This is a genomic window from Nitratireductor sp. WH36-1 (assembly GCF_058725515.1).
In genome coordinates, this window is sequence record NZ_CM178970.1 from 1,246,292 (window position 1) to 1,270,760 (window position 24,469).

General features: G+C 62.8%; 21 protein-coding genes. 11 read left to right on the forward strand and 10 right to left on the reverse strand.

What is annotated here, in order from left to right:
• Positions 1-141: 141 nt before the first annotated feature.
• Genes AC4PTT_RS05965 through AC4PTT_RS05990 form a run of 6 tightly spaced genes read right to left on the reverse strand, consistent with a single transcriptional unit; the run spans position 142 to position 6,435 of the window.
• Positions 142-1,140, reverse strand: a complete 999-nt coding sequence (locus AC4PTT_RS05965) for an autoinducer 2 ABC transporter substrate-binding protein (protein WP_204360835.1) — start codon at positions 1,138-1,140, stop codon at positions 142-144.
• 56 nt (positions 1,141-1,196) lie between these two features.
• Positions 1,197-2,711, reverse strand: coding sequence for an FGGY-family carbohydrate kinase (locus AC4PTT_RS05970; protein ID WP_492162278.1), 1,515 nt, complete (start codon positions 2,709-2,711; stop codon positions 1,197-1,199).
• Positions 2,711-3,811 carry a M42 family metallopeptidase gene (locus tag AC4PTT_RS05975; RefSeq protein ID WP_206544122.1) on the reverse strand — a complete coding sequence of 367 codons (1,101 nt, stop codon included), beginning with the start codon at positions 3,809-3,811 and terminating at the stop codon, positions 2,711-2,713. The genes AC4PTT_RS05970 and AC4PTT_RS05975 overlap by 1 nt, the downstream gene beginning before the upstream one ends.
• Positions 3,808-4,791, reverse strand: a complete 984-nt coding sequence (locus tag AC4PTT_RS05980; RefSeq protein ID WP_113152835.1) for an ABC transporter permease — start codon at positions 4,789-4,791, stop codon at positions 3,808-3,810. Before AC4PTT_RS05980 ends, AC4PTT_RS05975 begins: the two co-directional genes overlap by 4 nt.
• A gap of 25 nt (positions 4,792-4,816) precedes the next feature.
• Complete coding sequence (locus AC4PTT_RS05985; protein ID WP_113152834.1) at positions 4,817-5,626, reverse strand: BtpA/SgcQ family protein; 810 nt, start codon at positions 5,624-5,626, stop codon at positions 4,817-4,819.
• 35 nt (positions 5,627-5,661) lie between these two features.
• Complete coding sequence (locus AC4PTT_RS05990) at positions 5,662-6,435, reverse strand: DeoR/GlpR family DNA-binding transcription regulator (protein WP_206544121.1); 774 nt, start codon at positions 6,433-6,435, stop codon at positions 5,662-5,664.
• A gap of 255 nt (positions 6,436-6,690) precedes the next feature.
• Between AC4PTT_RS05990 and AC4PTT_RS05995 the strand changes: the two genes are divergently transcribed.
• Positions 6,691-7,371, forward strand: coding sequence for an outer membrane protein (locus AC4PTT_RS05995; protein ID WP_492162279.1), 681 nt, complete (start codon positions 6,691-6,693; stop codon positions 7,369-7,371).
• A gap of 111 nt (positions 7,372-7,482) precedes the next feature.
• Complete coding sequence (locus tag AC4PTT_RS06000) at positions 7,483-8,253, forward strand: GGDEF domain-containing protein (protein ID WP_412032982.1); 771 nt, start codon at positions 7,483-7,485, stop codon at positions 8,251-8,253.
• Positions 8,254-8,270: 17 nt separating this feature from the next.
• On the opposite strand, the gene AC4PTT_RS06005 is transcribed toward AC4PTT_RS06000, so the two are convergent.
• The gene (locus AC4PTT_RS06005) at positions 8,271-11,042 is read right to left on the reverse strand and encodes an AAA family ATPase (RefSeq protein WP_492162280.1); all 2,772 of its coding nucleotides are present in this window, start codon (positions 11,040-11,042) and stop codon (positions 8,271-8,273) included.
• Positions 11,043-11,266: 224 nt separating this feature from the next.
• Here AC4PTT_RS06005 and AC4PTT_RS06010 point away from each other — a divergent pair, with 224 nt between their 5' ends.
• A complete protein-coding gene (locus tag AC4PTT_RS06010) occupies positions 11,267-12,535 on the forward strand; it encodes a serine hydrolase domain-containing protein (protein WP_492162281.1) in 1,269 nt (422 codons plus the stop codon).
• Between the two features lie 27 nt (positions 12,536-12,562).
• Positions 12,563-14,230 (forward strand): ShlB/FhaC/HecB family hemolysin secretion/activation protein, encoded by a 1,668-nt coding sequence (locus AC4PTT_RS06015; protein WP_492162282.1) that lies wholly within the window; start codon positions 12,563-12,565, stop codon positions 14,228-14,230.
• 40 nt (positions 14,231-14,270) lie between these two features.
• Here AC4PTT_RS06015 and AC4PTT_RS06020 read toward each other — a convergent pair whose 3' ends face one another.
• Both AC4PTT_RS06020 and AC4PTT_RS06025 read right to left on the reverse strand, forming a co-directional pair.
• Positions 14,271-14,450 carry a hypothetical protein gene (locus AC4PTT_RS06020; protein ID WP_113152827.1) on the reverse strand — a complete coding sequence of 60 codons (180 nt, stop codon included), beginning with the start codon at positions 14,448-14,450 and terminating at the stop codon, positions 14,271-14,273.
• Positions 14,451-14,523: 73 nt separating this feature from the next.
• Positions 14,524-15,447: a carbon-nitrogen hydrolase family protein gene (locus AC4PTT_RS06025; protein WP_492162283.1), complete on the reverse strand. Its 924-nt coding sequence runs from the start codon at positions 15,445-15,447 to the stop codon at positions 14,524-14,526.
• A gap of 83 nt (positions 15,448-15,530) precedes the next feature.
• Between AC4PTT_RS06025 and AC4PTT_RS06030 the strand changes: the two genes are divergently transcribed.
• The 3 genes from AC4PTT_RS06030 (at position 15,531) to AC4PTT_RS06040 (ending at position 18,492) form a co-directional block, all read left to right on the forward strand.
• Positions 15,531-16,448, forward strand: coding sequence for a LysR family transcriptional regulator (locus AC4PTT_RS06030; protein ID WP_492162284.1), 918 nt, complete (start codon positions 15,531-15,533; stop codon positions 16,446-16,448).
• Positions 16,449-16,612: 164 nt separating this feature from the next.
• On the forward strand, positions 16,613-17,317 hold the full coding sequence (locus AC4PTT_RS06035; RefSeq protein ID WP_206547758.1) for a GntR family transcriptional regulator: 705 nt from the start codon (positions 16,613-16,615) through the stop codon (positions 17,315-17,317).
• 212 nt (positions 17,318-17,529) lie between these two features.
• The gene (locus tag AC4PTT_RS06040; RefSeq protein WP_113155991.1) at positions 17,530-18,492 is read left to right on the forward strand and encodes a dihydrodipicolinate synthase family protein; all 963 of its coding nucleotides are present in this window, start codon (positions 17,530-17,532) and stop codon (positions 18,490-18,492) included.
• Between the two features lie 85 nt (positions 18,493-18,577).
• Here AC4PTT_RS06040 and AC4PTT_RS06045 read toward each other — a convergent pair whose 3' ends face one another.
• Positions 18,578-19,606, reverse strand: a complete 1,029-nt coding sequence (locus AC4PTT_RS06045; protein WP_492162285.1) for an Ldh family oxidoreductase — start codon at positions 19,604-19,606, stop codon at positions 18,578-18,580.
• 150 nt (positions 19,607-19,756) lie between these two features.
• Here AC4PTT_RS06045 and AC4PTT_RS06050 point away from each other — a divergent pair, with 150 nt between their 5' ends.
• The 4 genes from AC4PTT_RS06050 (at position 19,757) to AC4PTT_RS06065 (ending at position 24,439) form a co-directional block, all read left to right on the forward strand.
• A complete protein-coding gene (locus tag AC4PTT_RS06050) occupies positions 19,757-21,274 on the forward strand; it encodes an aldehyde dehydrogenase (NADP(+)) (protein ID WP_432516079.1) in 1,518 nt (505 codons plus the stop codon).
• A gap of 250 nt (positions 21,275-21,524) precedes the next feature.
• Positions 21,525-22,586, forward strand: a complete 1,062-nt coding sequence (gene dctP, locus AC4PTT_RS06055) for a TRAP transporter substrate-binding protein DctP (RefSeq protein ID WP_224873441.1) — start codon at positions 21,525-21,527, stop codon at positions 22,584-22,586.
• A 16-nt stretch (positions 22,587-22,602) separates the two neighbouring features.
• The gene (locus tag AC4PTT_RS06060) at positions 22,603-23,124 is read left to right on the forward strand and encodes a TRAP transporter small permease subunit (RefSeq protein WP_113152820.1); all 522 of its coding nucleotides are present in this window, start codon (positions 22,603-22,605) and stop codon (positions 23,122-23,124) included.
• Position 23,125: 1 nt separating this feature from the next.
• Complete coding sequence (locus tag AC4PTT_RS06065; RefSeq protein WP_492162286.1) at positions 23,126-24,439, forward strand: TRAP transporter large permease; 1,314 nt, start codon at positions 23,126-23,128, stop codon at positions 24,437-24,439.
• Positions 24,440-24,469 lie beyond the last annotated feature (30 nt).

Genomic DNA, 24,469 nt, shown 5'->3' on the forward strand with positions numbered 1-24,469 from the left:
GTTGTTCAGGCAAGGCCGCCGGGCGCACAAGGCCCGGCGGCGGTTGGATCGAGAGGCGCGCAGACGGCTGCCGGTCCTGATGCCAGGACCGCAGGCGGGCTCCATGCGTCTCTCGTTTCCGGTCACGTCAACACGCTACGATCAGAAATCGTATTCGCTCATGTTGTCCGTGGTGACATCGACCCAGGCCTGGCCGTAGAGCACCTTGCCGTCGAGCTTGATGGCGTTGTAGCCCTCGACGCCGAGGTCCATGCCGTCGGTGATCTCTTCACCTGCGATGGCCATGGAAGCGACTTTGTTCATGGCGATGCCTGCCTTCGCGGGATCCCAGAAGGAGATCATCTCGATGGCGCCGGTCTCCAGATAAGGGCCGGCAACCGAAACGAGGCTGGTGCCGACGATCTTGACCTTGCCGTCGAGACCGGCTTCTTCAACGGCCAGAGCCGCACCCACGACATCTTCGCCTGCCGAGCCCTGAATGCCCCTCAGGTTCGGATAGGTGCGCAGAAGCTCCTTGGTCTTCTGGTAGGCGGTCTGCTGCTGCTCGTTGCTCTCCAGCTTGTCGGTGACAAGCGTCATGTTCGGGTATTTTTCTTTCTGGTACTCGATGGCGGCGTCGACCCATTCATTGTGGGTCTTGGCGGTCAGGTGGCCGACGAACACGGCATATTCGCCTTCGCCGCCCATGGCCTGTGCGAGCGCTTCCATCAGGTGACGGCCATAGGCCGCATTGTCGAAGGCTTCCACGTCATAGGTGATGTTCTGGAGGCTGGACGCCTCGTGGCCGATGACCTTGATGCCGGCGTCGAGCGCCTTGCCGAGAACCGGTTCCAGAGCCTCTGGCGAATTCGGCACGACGGTGATGGCGTCGACCTTCTTGGCGATCAGGTCTTCGATCATCTGCACCTGTAGCGCCGCGTCGGCGGAAGCCGGTCCAACCTGCGTTGCATCGTGGCCGGTTTCCGCAGCGTATTCATTGACGCCGTCTTCCATGCGGTTGAACCAGGCGATGCCCGAAAGCTTCACCACCGTCACGATGGAGTGCTTGGCATCCTGCGCGTGCGTAACGGCGCCGGCCCCGACGATCAGCGCGGCGCCGAGCGCCACGCCGGCGGTCAGTTTCCTCAAATTCAAAGCCATGTTTTCCTCCTCTTGATACACTTCCAGTGCGCCCCGTCGGCCGGGATGGCCGTCAGTCAGGCTTCATCGGACGTCCGCTGTTCCGCTCCCCTCATCAGATCGCTGTTGCGGGCGTACAATTCCTTGAATGTGCGATAGCGCGCGTCATAGACGGCGCGGTTCTCCTCCTGCGGCGCGATGCGCCGCTCCATCGGGTTCCAGCGCCGGATGTCTTCGCGTCCGGCCGCTCCCACGGCCACGGCTGCGAGAAATGCGTTGCCGAAGGCTGCGCCGACCGTGTTGGCGGCGACGTCCTGTGTCTTGCCGCTCGCATCCGAGATGGCCTGCGACCAGACGGCGTTCTTGGTGCCGCCGCCGACGGCGGCGATGCGCTCGATCGCTGCGCCGGCACCCTCATAGGTCTCGATCACCGACGTCACGCCATAGGCGATGCCCTCGAGGAAACCGCGATAGATGTCTGCCCGCGTGTGGGTGAGGTCGAGGCCGAAAATGACGCCGCGCGCATGGGGATCGTGGATCGGCGTGCGTTCGCCGGAGAAATAGGGCAGGACCACGATGCCATTTGCGCCGACCGGCGCGCCCTGCGCCTCTTCGGCGAGCAGCCGCAGCGCCTCTTCGGCGTCCAGCTCGCGGGCGAACTGCTCCTGAAACCAGCGGGTGAGCGTGCCGCTGGTGGAGGTGCCGGACATGCAGGCGTGCTGTCCCTCGAAAAGCCATGGCGCATACCACAGCCGCCCATCCTCCACGCGGTGATCCGTAACGAGGATGATGAACATGGTCGAGCCATACATCATCATCATTTCGCCGGTTCCCAGAACACCGACGCTGACGGCCTCGGCTGCCGCATCGATGGTGCCTGCCGTAACCGGCGTGCCGGGTGCAAGTCCGGTTTCCTTCGCCGCCTGTTCCGTGACATGGCCCGCAATCTCGGTGCTCCAAAGAAGCTCCGGGAGACGCCCGGGCGCGATGATGCGGTCGGCGTAACGGTCGCTCCACCGGTTGGCGTGGATGTCGTAGAGCGGGCTTGAGGAAGACGCGGAATAATGATCGATGACGAAGCGTCCCGTCAGCCGGTGCACCAGGAAGGATGAGGAGTTCATCACCTTGTGGGTGCGGGCATAAAGCTCGGGCCGGTTCTTCTTCAGCCACAGGATCTTGGGGCCGACCGACTGGGAGGTGAGGGTGTTGCCGCATTCGGCAAGCAGCGTCTCCTCGCCGATCTCCGCGGTCAGTTCCTCGATCTCCTCGGAAGCGCGGGTGTCGACGCCATAGAGCACGGCGTTCATCAGCGGCTTGCCGTCTTCATCGACCGGCAGCATGCAGGGGCCGATGCCGCTTGCCGCCACCGCCTTGATATCGCCGGGGGCGATGCCGGTGGTGGCGATCAGTTCTTTGCTTATGGCGCAGAACTCGCCCCACCAGTCTTTCTCGGCGTCATGTTCGGCCCAGCCGGGCTGCGGCACGATCATGTCGTGCCGTCGCTTTGCCGTGGCCAGAATGCGTCCCTGACCGTCGGCCAGAACGCCCTTTGTTTCGAAGGTTCCGATGTCGATGCCGAGGTAGCAATCCATCAGGTGTAGTCATCCCGGTTGAGGCTGAAACCGGCGTCGACCCGGCGGATCGCGGCGATCAGCAGTTTGGTGAGGGCTTCCAGATCGCGCAGGTCGCACATTTCGAGCGAGGTGTGCGTGTAGCGGCAGGGGAAGCACATATCGATACAGGCCACGCCCTCATTGACGAGCTGCACATAGGAGGAATCGGTCAGTGCACCCGTGTGGGCCGTGCGCTGGAGATTGATCCCCTCGGATGAAGCCGTGTCGGAGAAGAGTTTTGGCAGGGCAGGGTGCGGGATCGTGCCGTTCAGCGTGCCGCGCCCGTGGAACGAGTAGAGGCTCATCGCCGGGCCGTTGCCGAGCGCGACTTCACCGCGCTGGGTCATGTCGGGTGTGTCGGCGTTGAGCGCCAGATCGAGCTGGATGGCAATGTCGGGGTTGATCGCGCGGGCCGCGACCATTGCGCCCTGAAGATTGAACTCCTCCAGCACGGCGAAGACGAAATGCACCGTTGGGCGCGGGCCTTCAGCGGCGAGTGCGCGGGCGACCTCGACGATGACGGCACAGCCCGCGCGGTCATCGACCGAAGTGCCGATCAGGCGGTTTTCATTGAGTTCAATGACGCGCGGGTCATAGACCACCGGCGTGCCGATCTCGATGCCCAGCGCCTTGACGCCCCCGGCGTCTTCCGCGCCCACATCGATGAACACTTCCTGATAGGGCGTGACCTTGTATTTCTCTTCCGGCGGCGTGGCGTGATGGCTCTTGTTGGCAATGACGCCCTGCACATCGCGGCCCTCGCCGACGCAGAACAGAACGGCCTGCGCGGGCAGGGCCTTTTCCGGGATGCCGCCCAGCCGCTCGATGCGCACCAGACCGTTATCCTCGATCTTGCGCACCATGAAGCCGAGCTGGTCGGTGTGGGCGAACAGCATGACGGAGGGCGCACCTTCGTCACCTTCCAGTGTGGCGATCAGATTGCCGAGGCGATCCGTGCGCATGGAAAGCGGCAGATCGGCGAGCTCTTTCTCGATGCGGCGGCGCACGCGGTCTTCATGCCCGGACAGGCCCGGTGTCAGCATCAGGGTTTTGAGCAGGGAGCGGAGACGCTCTTTCATGATTGGTGAGCCTTTCGTTTGAAGAACGCCTTCACATCGAAGGAACCGAAAGCCGCGCGATAGGACATGACCGCAATGAGCAGGCCGCCGAAGAAGAGGTCGCGGGAGAAGGCGCTGAAGGAGAGAATGTTGAGCCCGCTGGAGATGAACTGCAGGCAGATCACGGCCAGAGCCACGCCGGTGACGGTGCCGAAACCGCCGGCAGGGCTGACGCCGGCAAGGATGTTGATGAGGATGACGAGCAGCAGATAGGAGCTGCCATAGTCGGCATTGGCCGAGTTGACGCGCGCCAGAACCACCAGACCGGCAAGTGCGGCGATAAAGCCGGCGATTGCGTAGATCTGGATGATCAGCTTCTTGCCGGGCACACCGGCGAAATCGGCGGCGACCGGGTTTGCGCCAAACAGGCGCAGCCGCATGCCCACCGGCGTGCGGCGCAGAAGGAAGGCAAGGCCCGAGGCGACCAGTGCAAACAGCACAAGCGGAAGCGGGAGCACGCCGCCGATCGTCCAGTTGCCGAACGCCGTGTACCAGTCGGGAAGACCGGTGATGGCCGGGCCGCGCGTGATGATGATGCCGATGCCGGCGAAGAGCTGCATGCTGCCGAGCGTCGCGAGGATGGGCGGCAGCCGCAGATAGGCGATGAGAAAGCCGTTGAACGCGCCGCAGACGAGCCCCACGGCGAGACCGGCGGGGATGGCGAGCCATGCCACTTCCGGTCCGGCTTTCATGGTCACCGCGGCCACGATGGAGGCCAGATTGGCGATGGCGACGACCGAAAGGTCGATGCCACCGGAAATCATCGTCGGCAGGACCGCAAGGGACAAAAGCCCGAATTCGGGGAACTGGAAGCCCATGGATTTGAGGTTTGACGATGACAGGAATGTCGGACTGGCGATTGCAAGCGCAACGAATATCAGCGCCGTCAATATTCCCAGGCTCTTTAAGTGTGAGCCTGTGGTGTCCTGTCTTGCGTCCATGGTCTTCCTCCCCAGGTCCCGATGGTTAGCCGCCGCGGGCGGCTTTTACGATCTGCATGAACTCCCTGGCCCGCTCCGGATCGACCGGGTTCCAGGTATTGCCGTCGACCTTGAGCGACGAGCCCACGATGCAGCCATCGGCGATCTTGAGAATGTCGGCCACGGTGTTGTGGCGAACGCCCGTATTGGCCAGAACCGGTGTGTCGGTGACCTTTTCCTTGACCGATTTGAGATCGGTCATCTCGGCGGCCTCGCCGGTGATGGCGCCCGAAACGAGGACGGCGTCGGGAATGGAGGAGAAAACGGCAGAGCGGGCGCGGTCGGCCAGCGGGCGCTTGTCCATGGAATCGGCGAATTCGGCCGACACGTTGTAGAGCATCACCAGATCGTCACGGCCAAGGCGGTTGCGGTAGCGCAGCGCCTCGCCGGCATTGGGCGTCCATGGGCCCATGTCAGAGGCATAGGTGCCGGTGAAGATTTCGCGGACGAAGGAAGCGCCGGTTGCCGTTGCGAGCGCCACGGTGCTCATCGGATCCCACAGAACGTTGACGCCGAAAGGCTTCTTGATCTCGCTGCGCAGCTGGCCGATCACATAGGCCATGGCGGCGGTGGAGGCGATGTCGACCTTGAGCTCATAGGGGCGGTCGTTCTCATTGCCGAACATCACCGCATCGACATCGGCTTCCTGCAGGGCGGTGAGATCCTTGCGCGCTGCGGCGACAATGCCGTCAATGCCGGCATCCGCATCATAGAGCGGTGAGCCGGGCATCGGCAGAAGATGCACCATCGAGATGATGGGTTTCCTGTCGCCGAAGAGCTGCTTGAACTTTGACATTCCGTGCCTTTCTTTCTTGTTGTCGGCCGCCCCCCTCAGGCGAGCGTTATGGCCGGTATCAGCTTCCGATAGGGCGCAATCAGATCCTCCGCGTCCCTGTCGGTGATGAGTTCGTCGATGGCGTCGAGCCCGCAGACTTCTGCGAACACGCGTTTGCCGAATTTGCTGTGATCGGTGATGACCACGGTGCGCTTGGCGCGTGACATGGCGAGCCGCTTGGTCTCGGCCTCGTCGAAGGTTGCCGTCGTCACGCCGCCTTCATCGATGGCGTCGGCGGCGATGAAGCAGATGTCGGCCTGAATGGTGGCGAGCGCGGTCTTCGCCCAGTTGCCGACCAGGCTGAAATAGCCGTTTCTCACACGGCCACCGACGATGTGGACCTCGGTTGGCCCGACGGCGGCTGCCTCGGCGACTTTTATGTCCATCGTCACCACGGTGATGCGCCTTCCCGCCAATGCGTGAGCGGTGGCCAGCGCCGTGGTGCCGGAATCGAGCAGCGCCACCTGACCGTCTTCAATGCTGGCGGCGGCCTTCTGGCCGATACGCTGCTTGAGTGTCTGATGGTGGCGCACCTTCTCCAGGAAGAGCGGTTCGGTGTCGCCCTCGCCAATGCCGCGCGCGACCACGCCGCCATGGGTTCTGGCAACGATGCCGGCCTGCTCCAGGACCGTCAGGTCACGGCGAACCGTCGGCAGTGAAATCTTGAGGAGTTTGGCAAGCTCGGCCGTGCCCACGCGCTTACGCTCGACGATTACGTCGATCATCTGCTGCTGGCGTTCCTGCGGAAAACGGTGGCGCGTACTTGTCAATTTATCCTCCCTGGTATGATCGATAATGATCGTTTGGGTATGAGTCAATAATTATCGATCATATCCACAGGCGCGAAGCCTGACGAGCGGTTCCTGCGCAGCGCTCCCTTTTGCCGCACCACGTGTGCGTGAAATCGCGCACCGGGCCGGAGCAGAGAGGGAGAGGCGAGGCTATTTAATTTGCCGTGCAACTAAATTTTCATTTTTTGAGCATGCACTTGCCTGTCTTGAATGCACGCGCAGAGAGGCACGACAATGCGCACGGTATGTCTCGTTTCGGCGGTTCTTTTTCTGTCGCTTTCAAGGACGCTGTCCGCCGAACCCGACGCGGCGTTTTTTTCAACGGCGTCTGACTGGAATGGCTTTTATGCCGGGGTGCAGGTGGGAAATTTGCGCGGCGCTCTGCATCAGGCCTATGCGGTCGGTGACCATTCCCGGGCGGATGTCAGCGCATTCTTTGCGGGTCTCCATGCGGGTTATCAGCGACAGGTCACCCGCAATATCGTTGCCGGCGTTGAGCTGGATGGGGCATGGCTGCGTGCCGAAGGCAGGAGCCATTTCTACACGCGGGGCGGATTTCAGATTTCGCCGGGTTACGTCGCGCGTTCCCGGCTCGACTGGACAGCGGCGCTGCGCGGACGGCTCGGTTATGTGGTGGATCGGCGCATGCCCTATCTTGCGGCTGGTCCGGCAATCGCTGACGTGCGCTTTGTGGGAATGCATGGCAACGGTGTGTTCGATCCGGGTGGACGGAAAATCCATGTTGGCTGGACGCTGGGTGGCGGCGTCGACTTTGCCGTGGGAAACAGGCTCATTCTGAAAAGTGAGTATCGCTACAGCGATTTTGGTCGCCGTGTTTTCAACGATGGCGCAAACCCCTCGCGCATCGGGCTGAAAACGCACGGTCTGCGTCTGGGCGCGTCCTACAGGTTCTGATGCAGGGAAGCGTGCTGGAAGCATGGCCCATCGCTTGTCCTGTGGGCAGTTTGCGTTCTTAACCGGCTCGCAACACATGCGCTGATAATCGCCGCGGGCATGAAGCTCGTATTGTTCAAAGCGGCAGTCGCCACCTTTATGTCCATCATCGCCTCGCTGGTGATCTGCTGGGCTGTGCTCAGCCTGGCTGGCGGCGGGATCAACTGGTTTCCGGTGATCATGAGCATTCTGTGTCCGCTTTTGATCGCATTTCCCACGTGCACCTACACATTCTACCAGAACCACCGGATCGCGCTTGCGCATGCGCAGCTGGAAGCGGCGCACACAGAGCTTGCCGATGTATATGACGAACTGGCCATTGCCGCGCGCACGGACGGGATGACGAGATTGCTGAACCGCAGCTCGTTTGTCACCGATCTGGATGAGATCGGTCAGCGCGGGGCCGGCGGGGTTCTGCTGGTCATTGATGCGGATGACTTCAAGAACATCAATGACACGCACGGTCATCTGGTCGGCGATCAGGCGCTTTGCGCCATTGCCAGCGTTATCCGAAACGTGGTTGGCGAGACCGGGCTTGCGGCGCGCATCGGTGGTGAGGAATTCGGTGTGTTTGTTGAAGCCGCTTCGTTTGATGACGGGGTGCAGCTTGCTGAGAAGGTGCGCGCCGATGTCGAGCGGTTGGGGCTGCGCACGCCGTCTGACATGGTCGTGCCGCTAAGCGTGAGCATCGGTGTGGCATTTGCGGAAAGCAGGGCTGACTTCTCGGTGCTCATGACGATTGCGGACAGCCAGCTCTACCGGGCAAAGCGCAACGGGCGCAATCGGATCTGCGTGCCCGATTTTGTTGGTCCGGGCGACGGTCTGCGCGCTGCCTGCGCATAATCCCGCATCAACGCTGGCTAGGCTTTCAGGCTGATTTCCGCCAGTTGCGCCAATGTCTGCTTTTCAAAGGCAATTGCCCCCTGCCGGCGGGCAATGTTGAGCGCTCTTTCGAGGGCGCGTTGCGCGTTCTTGGGCCGTCCTGTCTGCTGCGCCAGCTTCGCCCAGAGGCGGTGAAGCTCGGCTTCATACCAGCACTCGCCGGTGGAGCGAACGAGGCGCAGGGCGCGGCGGAGCGTGTTGAGCGCGTCGGAGGTCCTGCCGTCGTGGAGTAGAACTTCGGCGAATAGCCCCAGACCATAGGGCAGGGTCAGGCGCGCATTCATCGCCTCATAGGCGGTGAGGCCATTGCGCAGCTGCTCCTCGCCTGCGGGGTCTCCGAGCATTGCGCGCGCCCATCCAGCCAGCATGTTTCCCGGAGGAATCCAGTAGGGAATGTCGGCGCGCCGGCAGGTCTCGATCATGCGCTGCGCGCGCTCCAGCGTGAGCGCCGCATCGCCACGCTCGCGGGCGATGATCGCGCCTGCCCAGAACATCTGGGCCTGTCCGAACGGTTGATCGAGCGCTTCGGCTTCGCGCATGCCCGCCGTCAAATGCGCGTCGGCCTCTGCATCATTTCCGAGAATTTGCTGAACGCAGGCGGCGTATTGTCGGCAGACAATGCCTGCATTTTCGCCGAGCAGCGTGTCGCCGGCTTCCTCTTCGGCACCCTCATGCAGGGACAATGCGGCATTGATCTCAGGCAGGCTGGCCGCAAGGGATCCGGTGAAGAACGCGGTCTGACCAATGGCGTTGTGCGTTGCCATGGCTATCTGCACGGGGACGTTTGCTGAAAGGTTGCGAAGACCGAGGGCGATCTCTTCGGCCTTGCCGAATTCTGCGCGCGAGAGATGGTAGTTCCACATGCCGGCCAGAACCGGGGCGATTTCGGCAGGGTCGCCCACCTCAAGGGCGAGCGTGCTGGCCCGTTTGTAGACGGCCCTGAGTTCTTCGCGCGTAAAACCCTCGGAGACGATCAGCGCCGCGCCGAGGCCGAGAAGTGTCCTGAGTTCGGCTGCGCTCTGGCTTCTGTCGGCATCCGGACAGCGTTCGTGAAGCGCAAGCGCCTGACGAAGCTGCGTGGCGGCGTCATGGGCTGCGCCGCGATCAAGCGCGCGTATGCCGGAGAGCCCCCGATACCGGGCTGCCTTCAGCCAGTCTGCCGCGCGCTCGAAATGGTCTGCAAGCGTTGTCGCCACTTCGGCAGTGTCGGATGCAAAGACGGTCTCGAGCCGGTCGCCGATGCGCTGGTGCAGGCCCTGCCGGATGGCGGCGGGGATGCCGTCATAGATCGCTTCATGATAAAGCGCATGCCGGAAGGCATAGCGCGTGGCGAGCGTGCCATCGGGCTGTTGGCTCACGCCGGCCTGTTCAATGAAGCGGCGATTGCGGGCGAGCGTCTCCAGCCTGTGTTCGACGTCTTCCCGTGCTTCCCGCGTGTCGGCCATGGCAGCGGCAGAGAAACGTGGTCCGGCGACGCTCGCAGCTTCCAGAAGCTGGCGCTCGGCCGGTGTGAGGCGGCCAATCTCTGCTGAAATCACGTCACGCACGCCGGGGGCGATTGCCAGAACCAGTTCTTTCTCGGGGCGGTTCAACTGCCAGCGTCCGGCCGCCTGACCGATATCGCCATTCCGCAGCCATTGCTCCGTGACCGCTTCGACGAGGATGGCGTGACCTTCCGTGCGGTGGGCCAGAGCGGCAGCCAGCGAGGGCGGAAACGCGTTGCCGGGAAAGCGCTGCGCCAGATAGTCATGCACGGCTTCTGCGCCAAGCCCCTCCAGAGCCAGCGTCTGGATGCCCGGTTGCCGGTTCAGGTGGCTGAGTGTCGTGGCGAGTTCGTCCGCAGTATCCACCTCATCGAAGCGATAGGTGACGAGCACCATCAGGCGCGCGGGTGTGCGCTGCAACCCCCAGGCGCAGAGCCAGGCGAGTGTGCTCTGGTCGGACCAGTGCAGATCCTCCAGAACCAGTATGCCCGGCTGTTCGCGGGTGATCCGCTCCATGAGAAGCGTGAATTCGCGCGGCATCGGGTCTGGACGGTCGGGGCCGAATTTCTGGCCGGGGTCGAACGTTGCCGGGTCGTGGCCGTGATCGGCTCCGGGCAGATGCCCCAGCCAGGTGGGGGCCGTTTCACGCAGGAGGCGCGGCAGGTTTGCGACGGGGCGGGCATTGACGATCTGCGAGAGGATTTCGAGCAATGGGCCGTAGGGCTCGCGGGCGCCCGGATGCGGCAGGCACTGGCCATGCGCGATCCACATGGCCGGGGCTGCGCCGGTCAGGGTGGCCAGAAAACTGTCGACGAGGCGCGTCTTGCCGGCACCGCTCTCTCCGGCGATAAGCGCGATGGCGCGATTGCCGCGGCGGGCGGCGGTCAGGCTTTTGGTGAGTGCTTCCAGTTCTCGTTCGCGCCCCACGCACAGGGGGCGTTCACTGGAGGGGGAAGGTGTGTTCGCGCCGGGAATGTCGATTTGCCCGGAGAGCCTGTAGCCGTAGCGACCAACCGTCTCAATGAAGCGGGGGGCGGTGGCGCTCTCGCCCAGAAGGCGGCGCAACTCCCGGATGCACTGTTTCGGGCCGGCATCGCTGCCGTGCCGGTTTCCCCATATCAGACGGCGCAACTCGTCCTGACTAACCGTCTCGCCCTGCCGCTCGATGAGCGCAAGAAGAACGGCCAGGGTCTTCGGGCGCAATGGCAGGGTTTCGCCCTCCCGCCGCAGCGCGCCGCCAGCGATGTCGAGTTCGACCTGTGTCAATAAGTTGCCTGTCTTCTGGCGCTGGTCATGCTCGCCCTTCAGAAGCGAATCCGCGCATCGCCGATTTCACGTGTCCGGGGATGGTTTTATACCAAAATTGAACCGTTTCATCACTTTGTTTGCCGGCGAGCCCGCGTCATACCGAAACCCGATTCAGACTGGTGGAGCCGAGCCCCTCTGGCAAGACGGACGGGGCCGTTTCGCACATCAAGGGGCAGAGCAACATGACGAAATCCGGCATCTCCAAAAAGATCACGGGGCGTGCAACGCTGCTCGCGGCAACGGCAGGTGCAGCGCTGTGCGTGTCCGCAGGGGCAGCGGCGGCGCAGGCCTGTGTCGCCGATCCGGCTGCCGTCATCGCTGCAGCGCCTACCGCCGCAATGACGCAGACGCCGCTGCCGGACGCAGTTGCGCAAAAGCTTGATGCGGCGGTTCGCGATGCGCTGGGCAAAGCCGCAGCGCCGGGCTTCATCGTTGGCGTGCGCACGCCTGAGGGGCACTGGAGCGGGGCCTGGGGCGTGGCCGATCCCGCAACCGGTGCTCCGATGGAAGTGGGCATGCACACCCGCATCGGTTCGATCACCAAGACCTTCACCGGCACGCTGTTGATGCAGCTCGTGGAAGCGGGAAAGCTCTCCCTCGACGATAAGATCGAGACCTATGTGCCGGGCGTTCCGAATGGCGACAAGATCACGCTTCGTCATCTGGCCAACATGACCAGTGGCGTTTCCAGCTACACGCGGGCCGAGCCTTTTCTGGAGGTTTTCCTTGAGCATCCGCAGGTGGTCTACAAGCCCGAGCAGCTTCTGGCTTTCGCCATTCCCGATTCGCCGGTGTTCGAGCCGGGCGAGGCCTTCGACTACTCCAACACCAACACGGTTCTTCTGGGCATGGTCATCGAACAGGTGACCGGGATGCCCATCGCCGAAGCCCTGAAGACGATGGTGTTCGACAAGCTGGGCCTGAAGAATACGGTCTGGCCGGGCGACAGCACGGAGATCCCTGAACCCTTCCCGCAGGGCTTTACACTGCAGGGCAATGCGGCGACGCCGAAGAACCCTTCCAACGCGACGCACTGGAACCCGTCCTGGGGCTGGACCGCTGGTGAAATGATCTCGAACCTCGACGATCTCCTCACTTATGGGCGTGCCCTGGGCACGGGGCAGGGGCTTTTGGGAGAAGAGGCGCAGGAGGTTCGTCTGCGCTCGTTCCCCGAACCCATGGGCTACGGCATCGGCATGGGCTGCACGGGAGGCTGGGTTGGTCATACCGGTGAGCTTCCGGGCTACAACACGACGCTCTTCTATAATACGGCGCATGACATCACGGTAGTCGTTCAGGGCAACAGCGACATCCGCTCGGGCGATTGCGTGGATGAAGATGTGCTGCCGGACAACCCGACCGATGTGAGCTGCTCGTCGCCTGCCTCCCGCATTTTTGATGCGGTCTCGGTGGCGCTGGGACATCCCTTCTCCATGACCCCCGCCGAATAATTGGAAGCGTTGAACGAAATGCAGGCGATGTCTTCAGTGCGTGGCAGGAGCCGTCACGCATTTCTTGCGGCTTTGTTCCTGTCTGCGGCGCTGATGCCGCAGACGGCTTTCGCCCAGTCAACGCCGGTTGAACGCACGGTTGCCGGCCAAACGGTCATTCTGCAGCGTTTCACCCCGCCTCAGGCGCTGGGCACGGTGGACATCAGGGTTCAAGATCAGCGCAAACGCGTTTCCGATGCCGATGCGGAAGGCGTGCGCATTCAACTTCGCTCGGTCAGTGTTGATGGCGCGCGCAGTCTGCCGCTGGAAGCACTGGCTCCAATCTGGCAGGACCAGCTTGGCAAGACCATCACCATGGCCGAGCTTTACCGGATTGCCGATGCGGTGGATGCGGCCTATCTCGCCGCCGGCTATTACTCCATGACCGTCGTACCGGTGCAGGATTTCGCCTCCGGGCGCGTACGCCTGCAGGTCTATGAAGGTTATGTGCAGCGCGTGGAGATCACGAGCGATTTGCCCGGGATCGAGCAGCGTCTGGCGCCTTACATCGATCGTATTCTCGCCATGCAGCCGATCCGCGTGAAAGAGGCGGAGCGGGTTCTCCTTCTGATGAGTGATCTGGGCGGGCTGGAGATCGAGGGCACGTTCGTACGCCCTGAAACACCGAGCGCCGGTGGTCTCCTGAAGCTCAAGGTCGGCTTTTCGCCACGCTCCGGTGTCATTTCTCTTGATAATTATGGGTCGAGCAGCGTCGGGCCGCTGGAACTGCTCGCCAGTGCGGAGTTCAACGATCTGTTCGGTCGTTTTGAAACGACGAGTCTTCTGGGGGTCACCATTCCCGACAATCCGCAGGAAATGGTCTTTCTTCAGCTCGCACAGGACATGCCGATAGGCCATGATGGCCTGAAGGCAGGCTACAGCCTTGCCTATATCGGTCAGAAACCGGGTGGTGACCTCAGTGCGCAGGATATCCGCATCGCATCGGTGATCGGCACGGGCTATCTTTCTTTCCCATTCCTGCGAAGCCTGCAGCAGAGCCTTGTCGGGCGGGCCGAGGTCGTCATTCACAACGACCATGTGGATGTGATGGGGATGCCGGTCTCGCGCAGCCGTGTGCGCCGGGCAGGGTTTTCCCTGACCTATGACCGCGTTCTGGGTGAAGGTTCGCTCTCCGCCGAGGCTGGGATCAATTTCGGTGTGGTTTCCGATCTCGATCTTGGCGATGTGCCGGGGAGTTATCACTATCTGCGCGGCTCGATGGATTATTCCCGCCCGCTGGGTGAGCATTTCAGCTTTCGTGTTCGCGCTGCCGGCCAGTATTCACCAACGGCATTGCCGGCCTCCGTCCAGTTCGCGCTGGGCGGGCAGTCCTATGGGCGCGCCTTCGATGCAGGCGCCCTGATGGGCGACAGTGCAGCTGCGGCGGCGGTGGAGCTTGGCCACCGGGTGGATACGGGGCTCTCGGCGCTGCCATTTCTGTCCTTCACGGCTTTTGCCGATTACGCGTCGGCGTGGAACCACGAGACGGGTGATGTGCTCGTGCAGCAGGGGCTGGGCTCTTATGGTCTCACCATGGGCGGCGTGCTGAATGAGAGCCTGTTGTTTGAAGTGGGCGCAGCACTGCCCTGGACCAGGCCGGAGGCGCAGGACGATCCGGGCGCGCGGCTGTTCTTCCGTATGGGCAAGGCATTTTGATGAGGCAGGCGTTCGCCGCGCGTGGCCGGCGACGCCTCTTCTAAACGAATACGAGCGCAATCGATCCCAGAACCACCACGCCGACGGCTATCGCGGCAGCGAGTGTTCTGGAGCTTCGGTCTTCGCATGGCTCCGCAATGATCGAATGAAACCCGATCCCCACCAGCGTTGTGAGGAGAGCGGCAGCCACGATCACGCCGTAGAATTCGAAACTGGCCATCTGCTCCTCTCATCCCGGCGCTGGTGTATGAGCCGGCTGCGGTTGCGGGTGTCGGCTCTTTCGGCCCATCAGGTCAACCGGTAAACCGCACCGTCGCCTTTGGCCGTTCATCCACGTTGAGGCTGAAGACATCCGGTCTTGCGTAATGGCCGACGACGTCGAAATCGTAGCGTGCGCGGACAAGCTCGGAGCGGTCGATTTCGGCCGTTACCAGCCCCTCGCGCCCCGTGAGCGGACCAGCCAGAACATCGCCCAGAGGACCGACGATCATGCTTCCGCCATTGATCAACGGGCGCGCATCGTCCCAGTCTTCGACGGTTACGCCCAGCTCTTTCGGGGATGGCTGATACTGGCAGGCGCTGACGAGGAAGCAGCGCCCTTCATGGGCGATGTGGCGCATTGAAGCCTGCCAGACATCGCGTTCGTCCACGGTCGGCGCGCACCAGATCTCGATCCCTTTGGCGTAAAGGGCTGTCCGCAGAAGCGGCATGTGGTTTTCCCAGCAGATCGCCGCGCCGATGCGTCCGGCGCCAGTGTCGATGACCGGCATGGTGGACCCGTCACCCTGACCCCAGATCAGTCTTTCGGTTCCGGTCGGCATCAGCTTGCGGTGCTTTGCGACCAGCCCTTCTTCGGGGGTGAAGAACAGGGCCGTGCAGTAAAGCGTGTTGCCGCCACGCTCGATGACGCCGACAACCAGATTTGCCCCGGTGCGGGCTGAGAGGCCGGCCAGTTCTTCCGTCTCCGGGCCGGGCAGCTCGATGGCATTTTCGTAATAGGCGGCAAAGGCCTCGCGCCCCTGCGGAAGCCGGTAGCCAAGCCGGGTGCCGAATGTCTCTCCCTTTGGATATCCGCCAAGCACGGCTTCCGGCATGACGACAAGGTTTGCGCCGGTGCTTCGGATCTCCTGTTCATGGCTCAGGATCGCTGACAGCGTCTCAGCCTTTCCGGCTGGTGATGAGCCGATCTGCAACGCGGAAATGATGGATTTGGTCATGAGCGGCGAGCCTCCATATTAATGGGGCCTGACCCTAGGTTCCTGATGCAATATAAATCAAGATCGAGTCGGAACTAACCATCATGAATGAAATTCATATTCTGGATGTGGACCTGAACCTGCTGAAGGTTTTCGAGGCGATCTACGAGGAAGGCAGCGCGAGCAGGGCGGCTCTACGGCTCGGGCTCACCCAGTCTGCCGTGAGTGCCGCGGTTTCCCGTTTGCGAACGGTCTATCAGGACCGGCTGTTTGAGCGCGGGGGCGGGGGCATGGTGCCCACCGCGCGGGCGCATGAACTGAGCGCAACGGTCCGCGAGGCGCTGAACCTGTGTCGAAAGACCCTGCTCGCCACGGACGAAGGCAGCCGGTCCTTCAGCGACCGCACCATATCCATTGGCCTCTCGGATGATCTGGAGATCGCCATTGGCCGAGCGCTGGCAGACAGGCTGCGGGTCGATGCGCCGGGGCTTCGCCTGCTGCTGCGGCAGACGAACAGCTATCAGGCGACGGATATGCTCGCCGGCCGGACGGTGGATCTTGTGCTGGCGGCGGGCGGGTTTACATCGCGTTCCATTGGACGCCAGACGGTCATGACCGGTGGATATTCCTGTGTTGCCCAAAAACGCCCCGGCGGCGGGGCGGGAGAACTGGATCTGGAGGCGTTTTTGCGCCGCGATCACCTGCTGATTTCGTCGGGCGGCTATGTCGGGATCGTCGATGATGCATTGTTCGCCCTTGGGCTGCGGCGACGCGTGGAGGTCTCGACGACGCATTTTGCCGCCGTGCCGTTTCTTCTCAGCGGAGAAAACGCAATCGCGACGATGCCGACCCACGCGGCGCGGGCCGTTGCGGAGCTGGCTGGTCTGGAAGTCCTGTCCTGCCCGCTGGAGCTTCCGGTCTATGGCATTGAACTGGGATGGCGGCCAGACGTGCTGCGCGATCCGGCGGTGCTCGTGGTGCGTGACGCCATCGTTTCCGTGTTTGAGGAACTGCCGCTTTGAAACGCGCCCGCCAGCCGATCTTTCCCGGATCTGCGGATTTACTGTCATGGATCGCAGGCGGCATGTCTTGCCAGCCACAAACTGACTTTATGGCCTCAACTGAACTTGACGATTAATCCATCTGCCATCTAACAGTATTTTTCTTGTGCACACGAGGAGCGAAAATGTCTGATAGCGCCACGCGCAAAACTACTGAACGCAAGCGCGGTTCCGGCGTACAGTTTGTCTACGACGTATTGCGGGACGAAATTCTGGATCTGGCGCTGGCTCCTGGAAGCCCCATCGACGAGATCCAGCTGGCCAAGCGCCTGTCGATGTCGCGCACGCCGATCCGCGAGGCCCTCGTGCGTCTGGCCGGTGACGGGCTGGTGACCACGCTTCCGAACCGCTCAACTGTCGTCGCCAATATCGACTTTCTCAACCTGCACACATTCTTTGACGCCATCACGCTGATGTATCGCGTGACCACGCGGCTGGCGGCGCTGCACTACCAGCCCGAAGACCTGGTCACGATCCGCGCCCGCCAGGCGGAGTTCGCCAAGGCGGTGGAAGATCAGGATGCGCTGGCGATGATCGCCACCAATCGTGAATTTCACGCAGCCATCGCTGCAGCCGCGCGCAACCCTTATTATGAGAGCCTGTTCCTGCGCCTGCTTGACGAGGGACGGCGACTTCTGCGGCTCTATTACTCGTCTTTCAACGACCGGCTGCCGCAGCGCTATGTCATCGAACACGAGGACATGATCGCCGCAATCGAAGCCCGCGACGTGGAAACGGCCGACAAGCTGGCAAGCGAGCATGCCGATCAGATCGTTGCGCAGATCCGCAACATGATCGCCCGGGATCATCGTCAGCAAATCGCGCTTTAGGCCAATGTCGGCGTCCTTTGTCCGGGACGCTGGCCTGTCAAATGCATGTCTGTTTTCCCTGCGCCTCAATGTCTGGGGCAGGGAAAGCACATTGCCTAAAATTTGTGTCGACAAAAAAAATACAAGTGATATTTTCCTCTTGATCCAATCTGGAATCAGGTGCGGACGGATGTCGTGCGCCGCGCGAAACCATGCATTCGAAGGAGACGAGCATGAGCAACGATATTTTCACGGGCTGCATTCCCGCGCTGATGACCCCGTGCAAGGACGACCGGACGCCGGATTTCGACGCACTGGTGCGCAAGGGCAAAGAGCTGATCGCGGCAGGCATGCGCGGCGTTGTCTATTGCGGGTCCATGGGTGACTGGCCGCTTCTGACGGATGAGGAGCGCATGGAGGGCGTGGCGCGTCTGGTCGAAGCTGGCGTTCCCGTGATTGTCGGCACCGGTGCGGTCAACACCGCCAAGGCAGTGGAGCATGCGGCGCATGCGGCCAAGGTGGGTGCTCATGGTCTGATGGTCATCCCGCGTGTCCTGTCGCGCGGCAATTCGCCCGCAGCACAGCGCAACCACTTCAAGGCCATTCTCGCGGCTGCGCCCGACCTGCCGGCGGTCATCTACAACAGCCCGTATTATGGTTTCGCTACCCGTGCCGACCTGTTCTTCGCGCTGCGCGCCGAGCATCCCAATCTGGTTGGCTTCAAGGAATTCGGCGGCGCTGCCGATCTGCGTTACGCGGCCGAGAACATCACCAGCGGTGACGAGACGATCAAGCTCATGATCGGTGTCGACACGACTGTCGTTCATGGTTTCGTCAATTGCGGCGCCAGCGGCGCGATCACCGGCATCGGCAATGTGCTGCCGAAGGAAGTGCTGCATCTGGTTGCGCTCAGCCAGGCTGCCGCTGCCGGCGACGCCGATGCGCGCCAGCGGGCCGCCGAGCTGGATGCGGCGCTGGCCGTTCTCTCTTCCTTCGACGAGGGGCCGGATCTTGTCCTCTACTACAAGCACATGATGGTGCTGAACGGCGACAAGGAATACACCCTGCATTTCAACGAGACGGACGAGCTCTCCGACAGCCAGCGCGGCTATGCCGAGGCGCAGTATCGCCTGTTCCGCGAATGGTATGCGGAGTGGAGCAAGCTGCCCGGCGCGGTGACCAAATACGCCGCCTGAGGCCTGTGACGACAAACAAAGCCCTCCCGGCTGGTTCCGGGAGGGCTTTTTCATTTTCGATGGAATGAAGGCTGCCCCTAAGGGGTTAGACCGCGTCCAGCCCCTGTTCGCGCAGCCGCTCCAGCAGCGCCATCTCGTCTGCACTGAGGCGAATGCCTTCCGCGCGGGCCTTTGCCCTGGCCGCGAAACGGCGCTGCGATGGCAGGCGTGCGCCCTGTCCGGCAAACGCTTCGAACAGCACCTCGGCGCGCGCCATCGGGTCGCCTGCGCGTCCCTGTGCGAAGCGGGCGGGATCGAAGGCGAGGATCAGTTCGCCATGGGCGGGCGCGAGTGTGGTGGTGCCCAGCGCTTCCAGCGCCTCGGGGCTGGTCAGGTCGCCGATCATCACACCGGCCAGCAGCTCGACCATGGTTGAGATGGCCGAGCCCTTGTGTCCGCCGAAGGGCAGCATTGCACCGGCAAGTGCTGCTTCCGGGTCGGTGGTCGGGTTGCCGTCCGGATCGATGGCCCAGCCCTCGGGCAGGGTTTTGCCGGCGCGGCGATGCAGTTCGATCTCACCGCGTGCGGCGACGCTGGTGGCGAAATCGAACACATAGGGATCGCTGTCGCGGCGCGGCCAGCCGAAGGCAAACGGGTTGGTTCCCAGAAGCGGGGCGCTGCCGCCGGCGGGTGCGACGCTGGCATAGCTCGGGCACATGGCCATGGCGGCAAGGCCCAGTTCGGCCAGTGCCTCGACCTCCGGCCAGAGGGCCGCAAAATGCGTGCAGTCGTTGATGACGAGCGCGGCCAGCCCCATCGTGCGGGCTTTCTCCGCCAGCACCGGCGCGCCAAGCTCGAACGCGGCATTGGCGAAGCCGCCGCGCGCATCAACGCGAACAATCGCGGTCCCGTCGCTGGTCAGCGCCGGCTCGGCATCCGGCACGACCTTGCCGGCCTTGATGGTGCGCAGGCAGCCCTCGATGCGATAGACGCCATGCGATTTGCAGGCGTCGCGCTCACCCGCCACGATCACGCGCGTAACCGCTCCCGCATGAAGCGGTGACAGTCCTCCCTTGCGCAGGATCTCCTCGACGAGCTGTTCCAGTTCGCCGATGGCCAGCGTTGTTTCCGTCATAAAATGTCCTTTCCTCCGGTTGCTGGGTTGCAATCCTGTATACATATTGTATGCAGAAAGAGGCGGATGCAAGCCATGCAGCAGCAAAGACCTGCGGCTTTCCGACACCCTCGCGATGGACTGAAACCCACAGCAAGAAGGAGGGGACTCATGCCCTTCAAACCTCACGGCAAACACCTGATTGCAGGTGAATGGATCGCTGGCAGCGACACGTTCGAATCATCGCCCGCGCACGGTCCCGGCCATCACTATTCGGTGGGCACCGTCGATCTCGTGGATCGCGCGGTTCAGGCTGCCGAGCAGGCGTTCGAGACCTATTCGGCGACCTCGCGCGAACAGCGCGCCGTCTTCCTCGAAACCATCGCTGACGAGATCGATGCGCGTGGCGCAGACATCACCGAAATCGGAACGCAGGAGACGGGCCTGCCCGCCGGTCGGCTCGAAGGAGAGCGTGGACGCACGGTCGGCCAGCTTCGCCTGTTCGCCGATCACATCCGCAAGGGTGACTATCTGGACCGCCGGCATGATGCGGCTCTTCCCGATCGCCAGCCCGCTCCGCGCCCGGAACTGGTGATGGTGCAGCGCCCGATCGGACCGGTCGCGGTGTTCGGCGCATCGAATTTCCCGCTCGCCTTCTCGACCGCCGGTGGCGACACGGCCGCCGCGCTGGCCGCAGGCTGCCCGGTCGTGGTGAAGGGCCATTCGGCGCATCCCGGCACCGGCGAGATCGTCGCCGAGGCGATCCTTGCGGCAGTTGAAAAATGCGGCATGCCCGCCGGCGTCTTTTCGCTCATCCAGGGCGGCGACCGCAAGGTTGGCGCCGCGCTCGTGCAGCACCCGCTGATCAAGGCGGTTGGCTTCACCGGCAGCCTTGCCGGCGGACGCGCCCTGTTCGATCTGTGCGCCGCGCGGCCCGAGCCGATCCCCTTCTTTGGCGAGCTTGGTTCGGTCAATCCGATGTTCGTGATGCCGGAGGCGCTTCAGGCGCGCGGCGAGGAAATCGGACGCGGCTGGGCCGGGTCGCTGACCATGGGGGCAGGGCAGTTCTGCACCAATCCCGGCATCGCCCTTGTCATTGATGGTGAAGCTGCCGACCGTTTCATCGCGGCCGCCGCCGATGGGCTGAAGCAGATCGACGCGCAGGTGATGCTGACGGACGGCATCGCGCAGGCCTTCTGCTCTGGCCGTGATCAGATTGCGCAAAGCAGCGCCGCGCGCCCGGTCATGGTGACCGAGGCCGAGGGGCGCAGCGCCTCGCCGGCTCTCTACGAGACCACGGCGGCGGAGTTCCTCGAGAACCCGATGCTGCATCACGAAGTGTTCGGCCCGCTCGGCCTCGTCGTACGTGCGGCTTCGGCTGAGGAGTTCGAGGCCATCGCGCGCGGTCTGGAGGGACAGCTCACGGCGACGCTGCATATCGACGAAGCCGACATCGAGGCTGCGCAGGCGCTGCGTCCGATCCTTGAACGCAAGGCCGGTCGCCTGCTGGTCAATGGCTTCCCGACCGGTGTGGAAGTTTCCGACACGATGGTGCATGGCGGGCCTTATCCGGCCAGCACCAATTTCGGAGCGACCAGTGTCGGCACGCTGTCGATCCGGCGTTTCCTGCGGCCGGTCTGCTACCAGAACATGCCTGAGGCGCTGCTGCCGGAAGACGCGCGCGGCTGACCGCACTGCGGTTCAGGGAGCTTGGCGCCAATCGTCCTTGAAGGGGCGCGGTGTGCATCATGGATGCGCGCCGCGCCTTTTCTTTTTTGGGTTCAACCGGTTCCGCCGGCTTTCGGAACAGGGCGCGCGCGCCTTCAAAAATTTAATTATTTTTTTTGTCGACATGGAGAATTGAGTTTGTATAAATTTTGAGTGCATCCATAGCCGGCTTTGGTTGGATGCCACCAAGAACGTCAAAGGAGGAGTTGATATGTTTCTTGATCTCAAAGGTTTGGCCTTTGCCGGAGCAGTGGCGCTGGCCGCCACGGCCGCACAGGCGCAGGAAGTGACCTGGCGCGTGCCGACCTCGGTGCCCGAAGGTTCTCCCTTCTATGTGAATTTCCTTGAGCGCTTTGCCGACAATGTCGACCGCCTGACGGATGGTGCTGTCGAGATCCAGCCATTCGGCGCGGGCATTCTCGTTCCGGCGCTTCAGGTCTATGACGGTGTGAAGGACGGCATTGTGGAGGCCGGCCACTCCACGCCGAGCTATCTCGTCAACCAGAACCCGGTAAATGCGATCTTCGCAGGTTTTCCGGGCGGCATGGGCCCCGAAGCCTATTCCACCTGGATCTTCGAAGGCGGTGGCCGTGAGAAGCTTTCCGAACTGCGCGCCGAAGAAGGCCTGAAGTCGCTTGTCGTCGGTATTGGTTCTTCCGAGATCATGGCGCACGCCAACAAGCCGATCAAAGGCGCTGCCGACCTCAAGGGCCTGAAATACCGCACATCCGGTCCCTGGGCCGAGGTGATGCGCGACTATTTCGGTGCGGTTCCGACCGTCGTGCCGCCGGGTGAAATCTACACACTTCTGGAGCGCAAGGGCGTCGACGCCATTGAGTGGGGCCCGCCCTCGGGCAATCTGCCGGAAGGGTTCCATGAGGCCGCGCCGTATATCGTCGTGCCGGGCGTGCATCAGCCGACCTTCCTGTGGGAAGTGGTCGTCAAGCAGGAGACCTGGGACGCACTCGACGATGCCCTCAAGGCAAAGATCGAAGCTGCATCCGAGCTGACCACGATGCAGTCGCTGATCCATTTCTATGATCAGGACATGAAGGCGATGGAGACGCTTCGCTCCAGCAAGGCCGAGGTGATCGAGCTGGATGCTGCCTTCCAGCAGGAACTCTCCGATGCCGGGCGCGACTGGATCCGCAAGACCGCCGAAGCGCAGAAGGCCGACGGCAAGCCGCTCATGGCCGAGATCCTCGACGAGTACTTCGCTTATGAGAATCGCTGGGCGGAGCAGAGCGGCTATCTGATCCGCAACGGCAACTAGACGCGGGGAGGCGATCATGAAGAGCTTCCTGCTCTCCGTCGCAGACCGGATTTCCCTCGGGTTGAACTACATCGCGCAGGCGATGGTGCTGATCCTGATCGCCTCCATGCTTTATGAGGTGGTGGCGCGCTATGTCTTTGGCGCGCCGACGCTCTGGGCCTTCGATATCGCTTACATGAGCACGGGCGTGCTCTTCGTCCTCGGGGCGGCGCAGGCGCTGCGCGAAGACGCCCATGTGCGCATCGACTTCCTGTCGTCGCGCATGCCGGTGCGGGTGCGTGGCGCTATCGACGGTTTTGCCTTTCTTGCGGTTCTCTGCCCGGTCTTCACATGGCTGGCGCTGATCGCCGGCCAGCGTGCCCTGCGCGCCTGGCAGACCGGAGAGGTGGAGCATGTCAGCCCGTGGGCCCCGCTGATGTGGCCATTCTACAGCGCTCTGGCGATCGGCCTTGCCGCGCTGGCGCTGCAACTTGTCGCCGAGGGGCTGCGGGCGTTGACCGCACCGCGTAGCGACGACAGTTTCAAGATCGAGACCTGACATGCTGATTGCAGGACTTATGTTTCCGGCGCTGTTCGCGCTGATCCTGTTGGGCTTGCCCATCGCCTTTTCCCTGATCGTCGTGGCAGTCGGGGCAGGGCTTGCGGCCTTCGGCGAGGTGGCTTTCAACCAGCTTTACGGCTCGTTCTATTCCGCCTCGACGAATTTCATCCTGTCGGCGATCCCGATGTTCATTCTCATGGGCGCGCTGCTGGAGCGTTCGGGCATCGCCGAACGCCTGTTCCGTGTCATGAACCTGTGGCTTGCCCGCCTGCCGGGTGGACTGGCGCTGGCGACCATCGCCATGGGCGCGATCTTTGCCGCCGCCGCCGGCGTTGTCGGCGCGGTCGAGGTGATGATCGGCATGATGGCGATCCCGGCAATGCAACGGGCGCGCTACGGCAACTCGCTGATCGCAGGCACGATCTGCGCCGGCGGCTCGCTGGGGACCATGATCCCGCCCTCCGTCATTGCCGTGATGTATGCTTCGCTCGCGCAGATGTCGGTGGGCAAGCTGCTCGCCGGCATGATGGTGCCCGGACTTTTGATGGTGGTCCTGTTCCTGGGCTACATCTTCATCCATGGCCTCATCAATCCGCCGCAGCCAGAGCCCGGTGATCCGAAAGAGGAAACGGTCGCGCTCGGAGAAAAGCTGTGGCTGACGGTCACGGTCATGCTGCCGGTGGTGCTTTTGATCCTTGCCGTTCTGGGATCGATCCTGGCCGGCATCGCGTCGCCGACCGAGGCAGCCGCAGTGGGTGCGGCCGGCGCATTGGCCCTTTGTGTTCTCAATGGGCGTTTCTCCGTGCCGATGCTGCGCGACGCGCTTGCGATCACGGTGCGGATTTCGGCGATGATCCTGCTGATCGTTGCAGCCGGCACGATGTTCATGGGAGCGTTCGCGGCCAATGGCGGCGCTCGGCTGATCCGCGAGTTCATCGACAGCGCCGGGCTTGGCCCGACAGGAATGATCATCTTCTTCCTGCTGGTGGTCTTCGTCCTTGGCTTCGTTCTGGACTGGACCGCGAATGTGCTGATCTGCGTGCCGCTTTTCACGCCCTTCATCCGTGCGGCCGGTATTGATCCGGTGTGGTTTGCGACGCTGGTGCTGATCGTCATCCAGACAGGGTATCTGACGCCACCCATGGCATCGTCGATCTTCTACCTGAAATCGATCGCGCCGCCGGGCATGACCTATGGCCAGATGTGCCGTGGCGTTCTGCCCTTTATCGCCCTGCAGGTTCTGACCCTGCTGCTGGTCGCTTCCTTCCCCGCGCTCGCCACATGGCTTCCCGACAGGATCGTGGGATTCTGACAAACAATGGAAAATTTTTTCTGTCGGCAA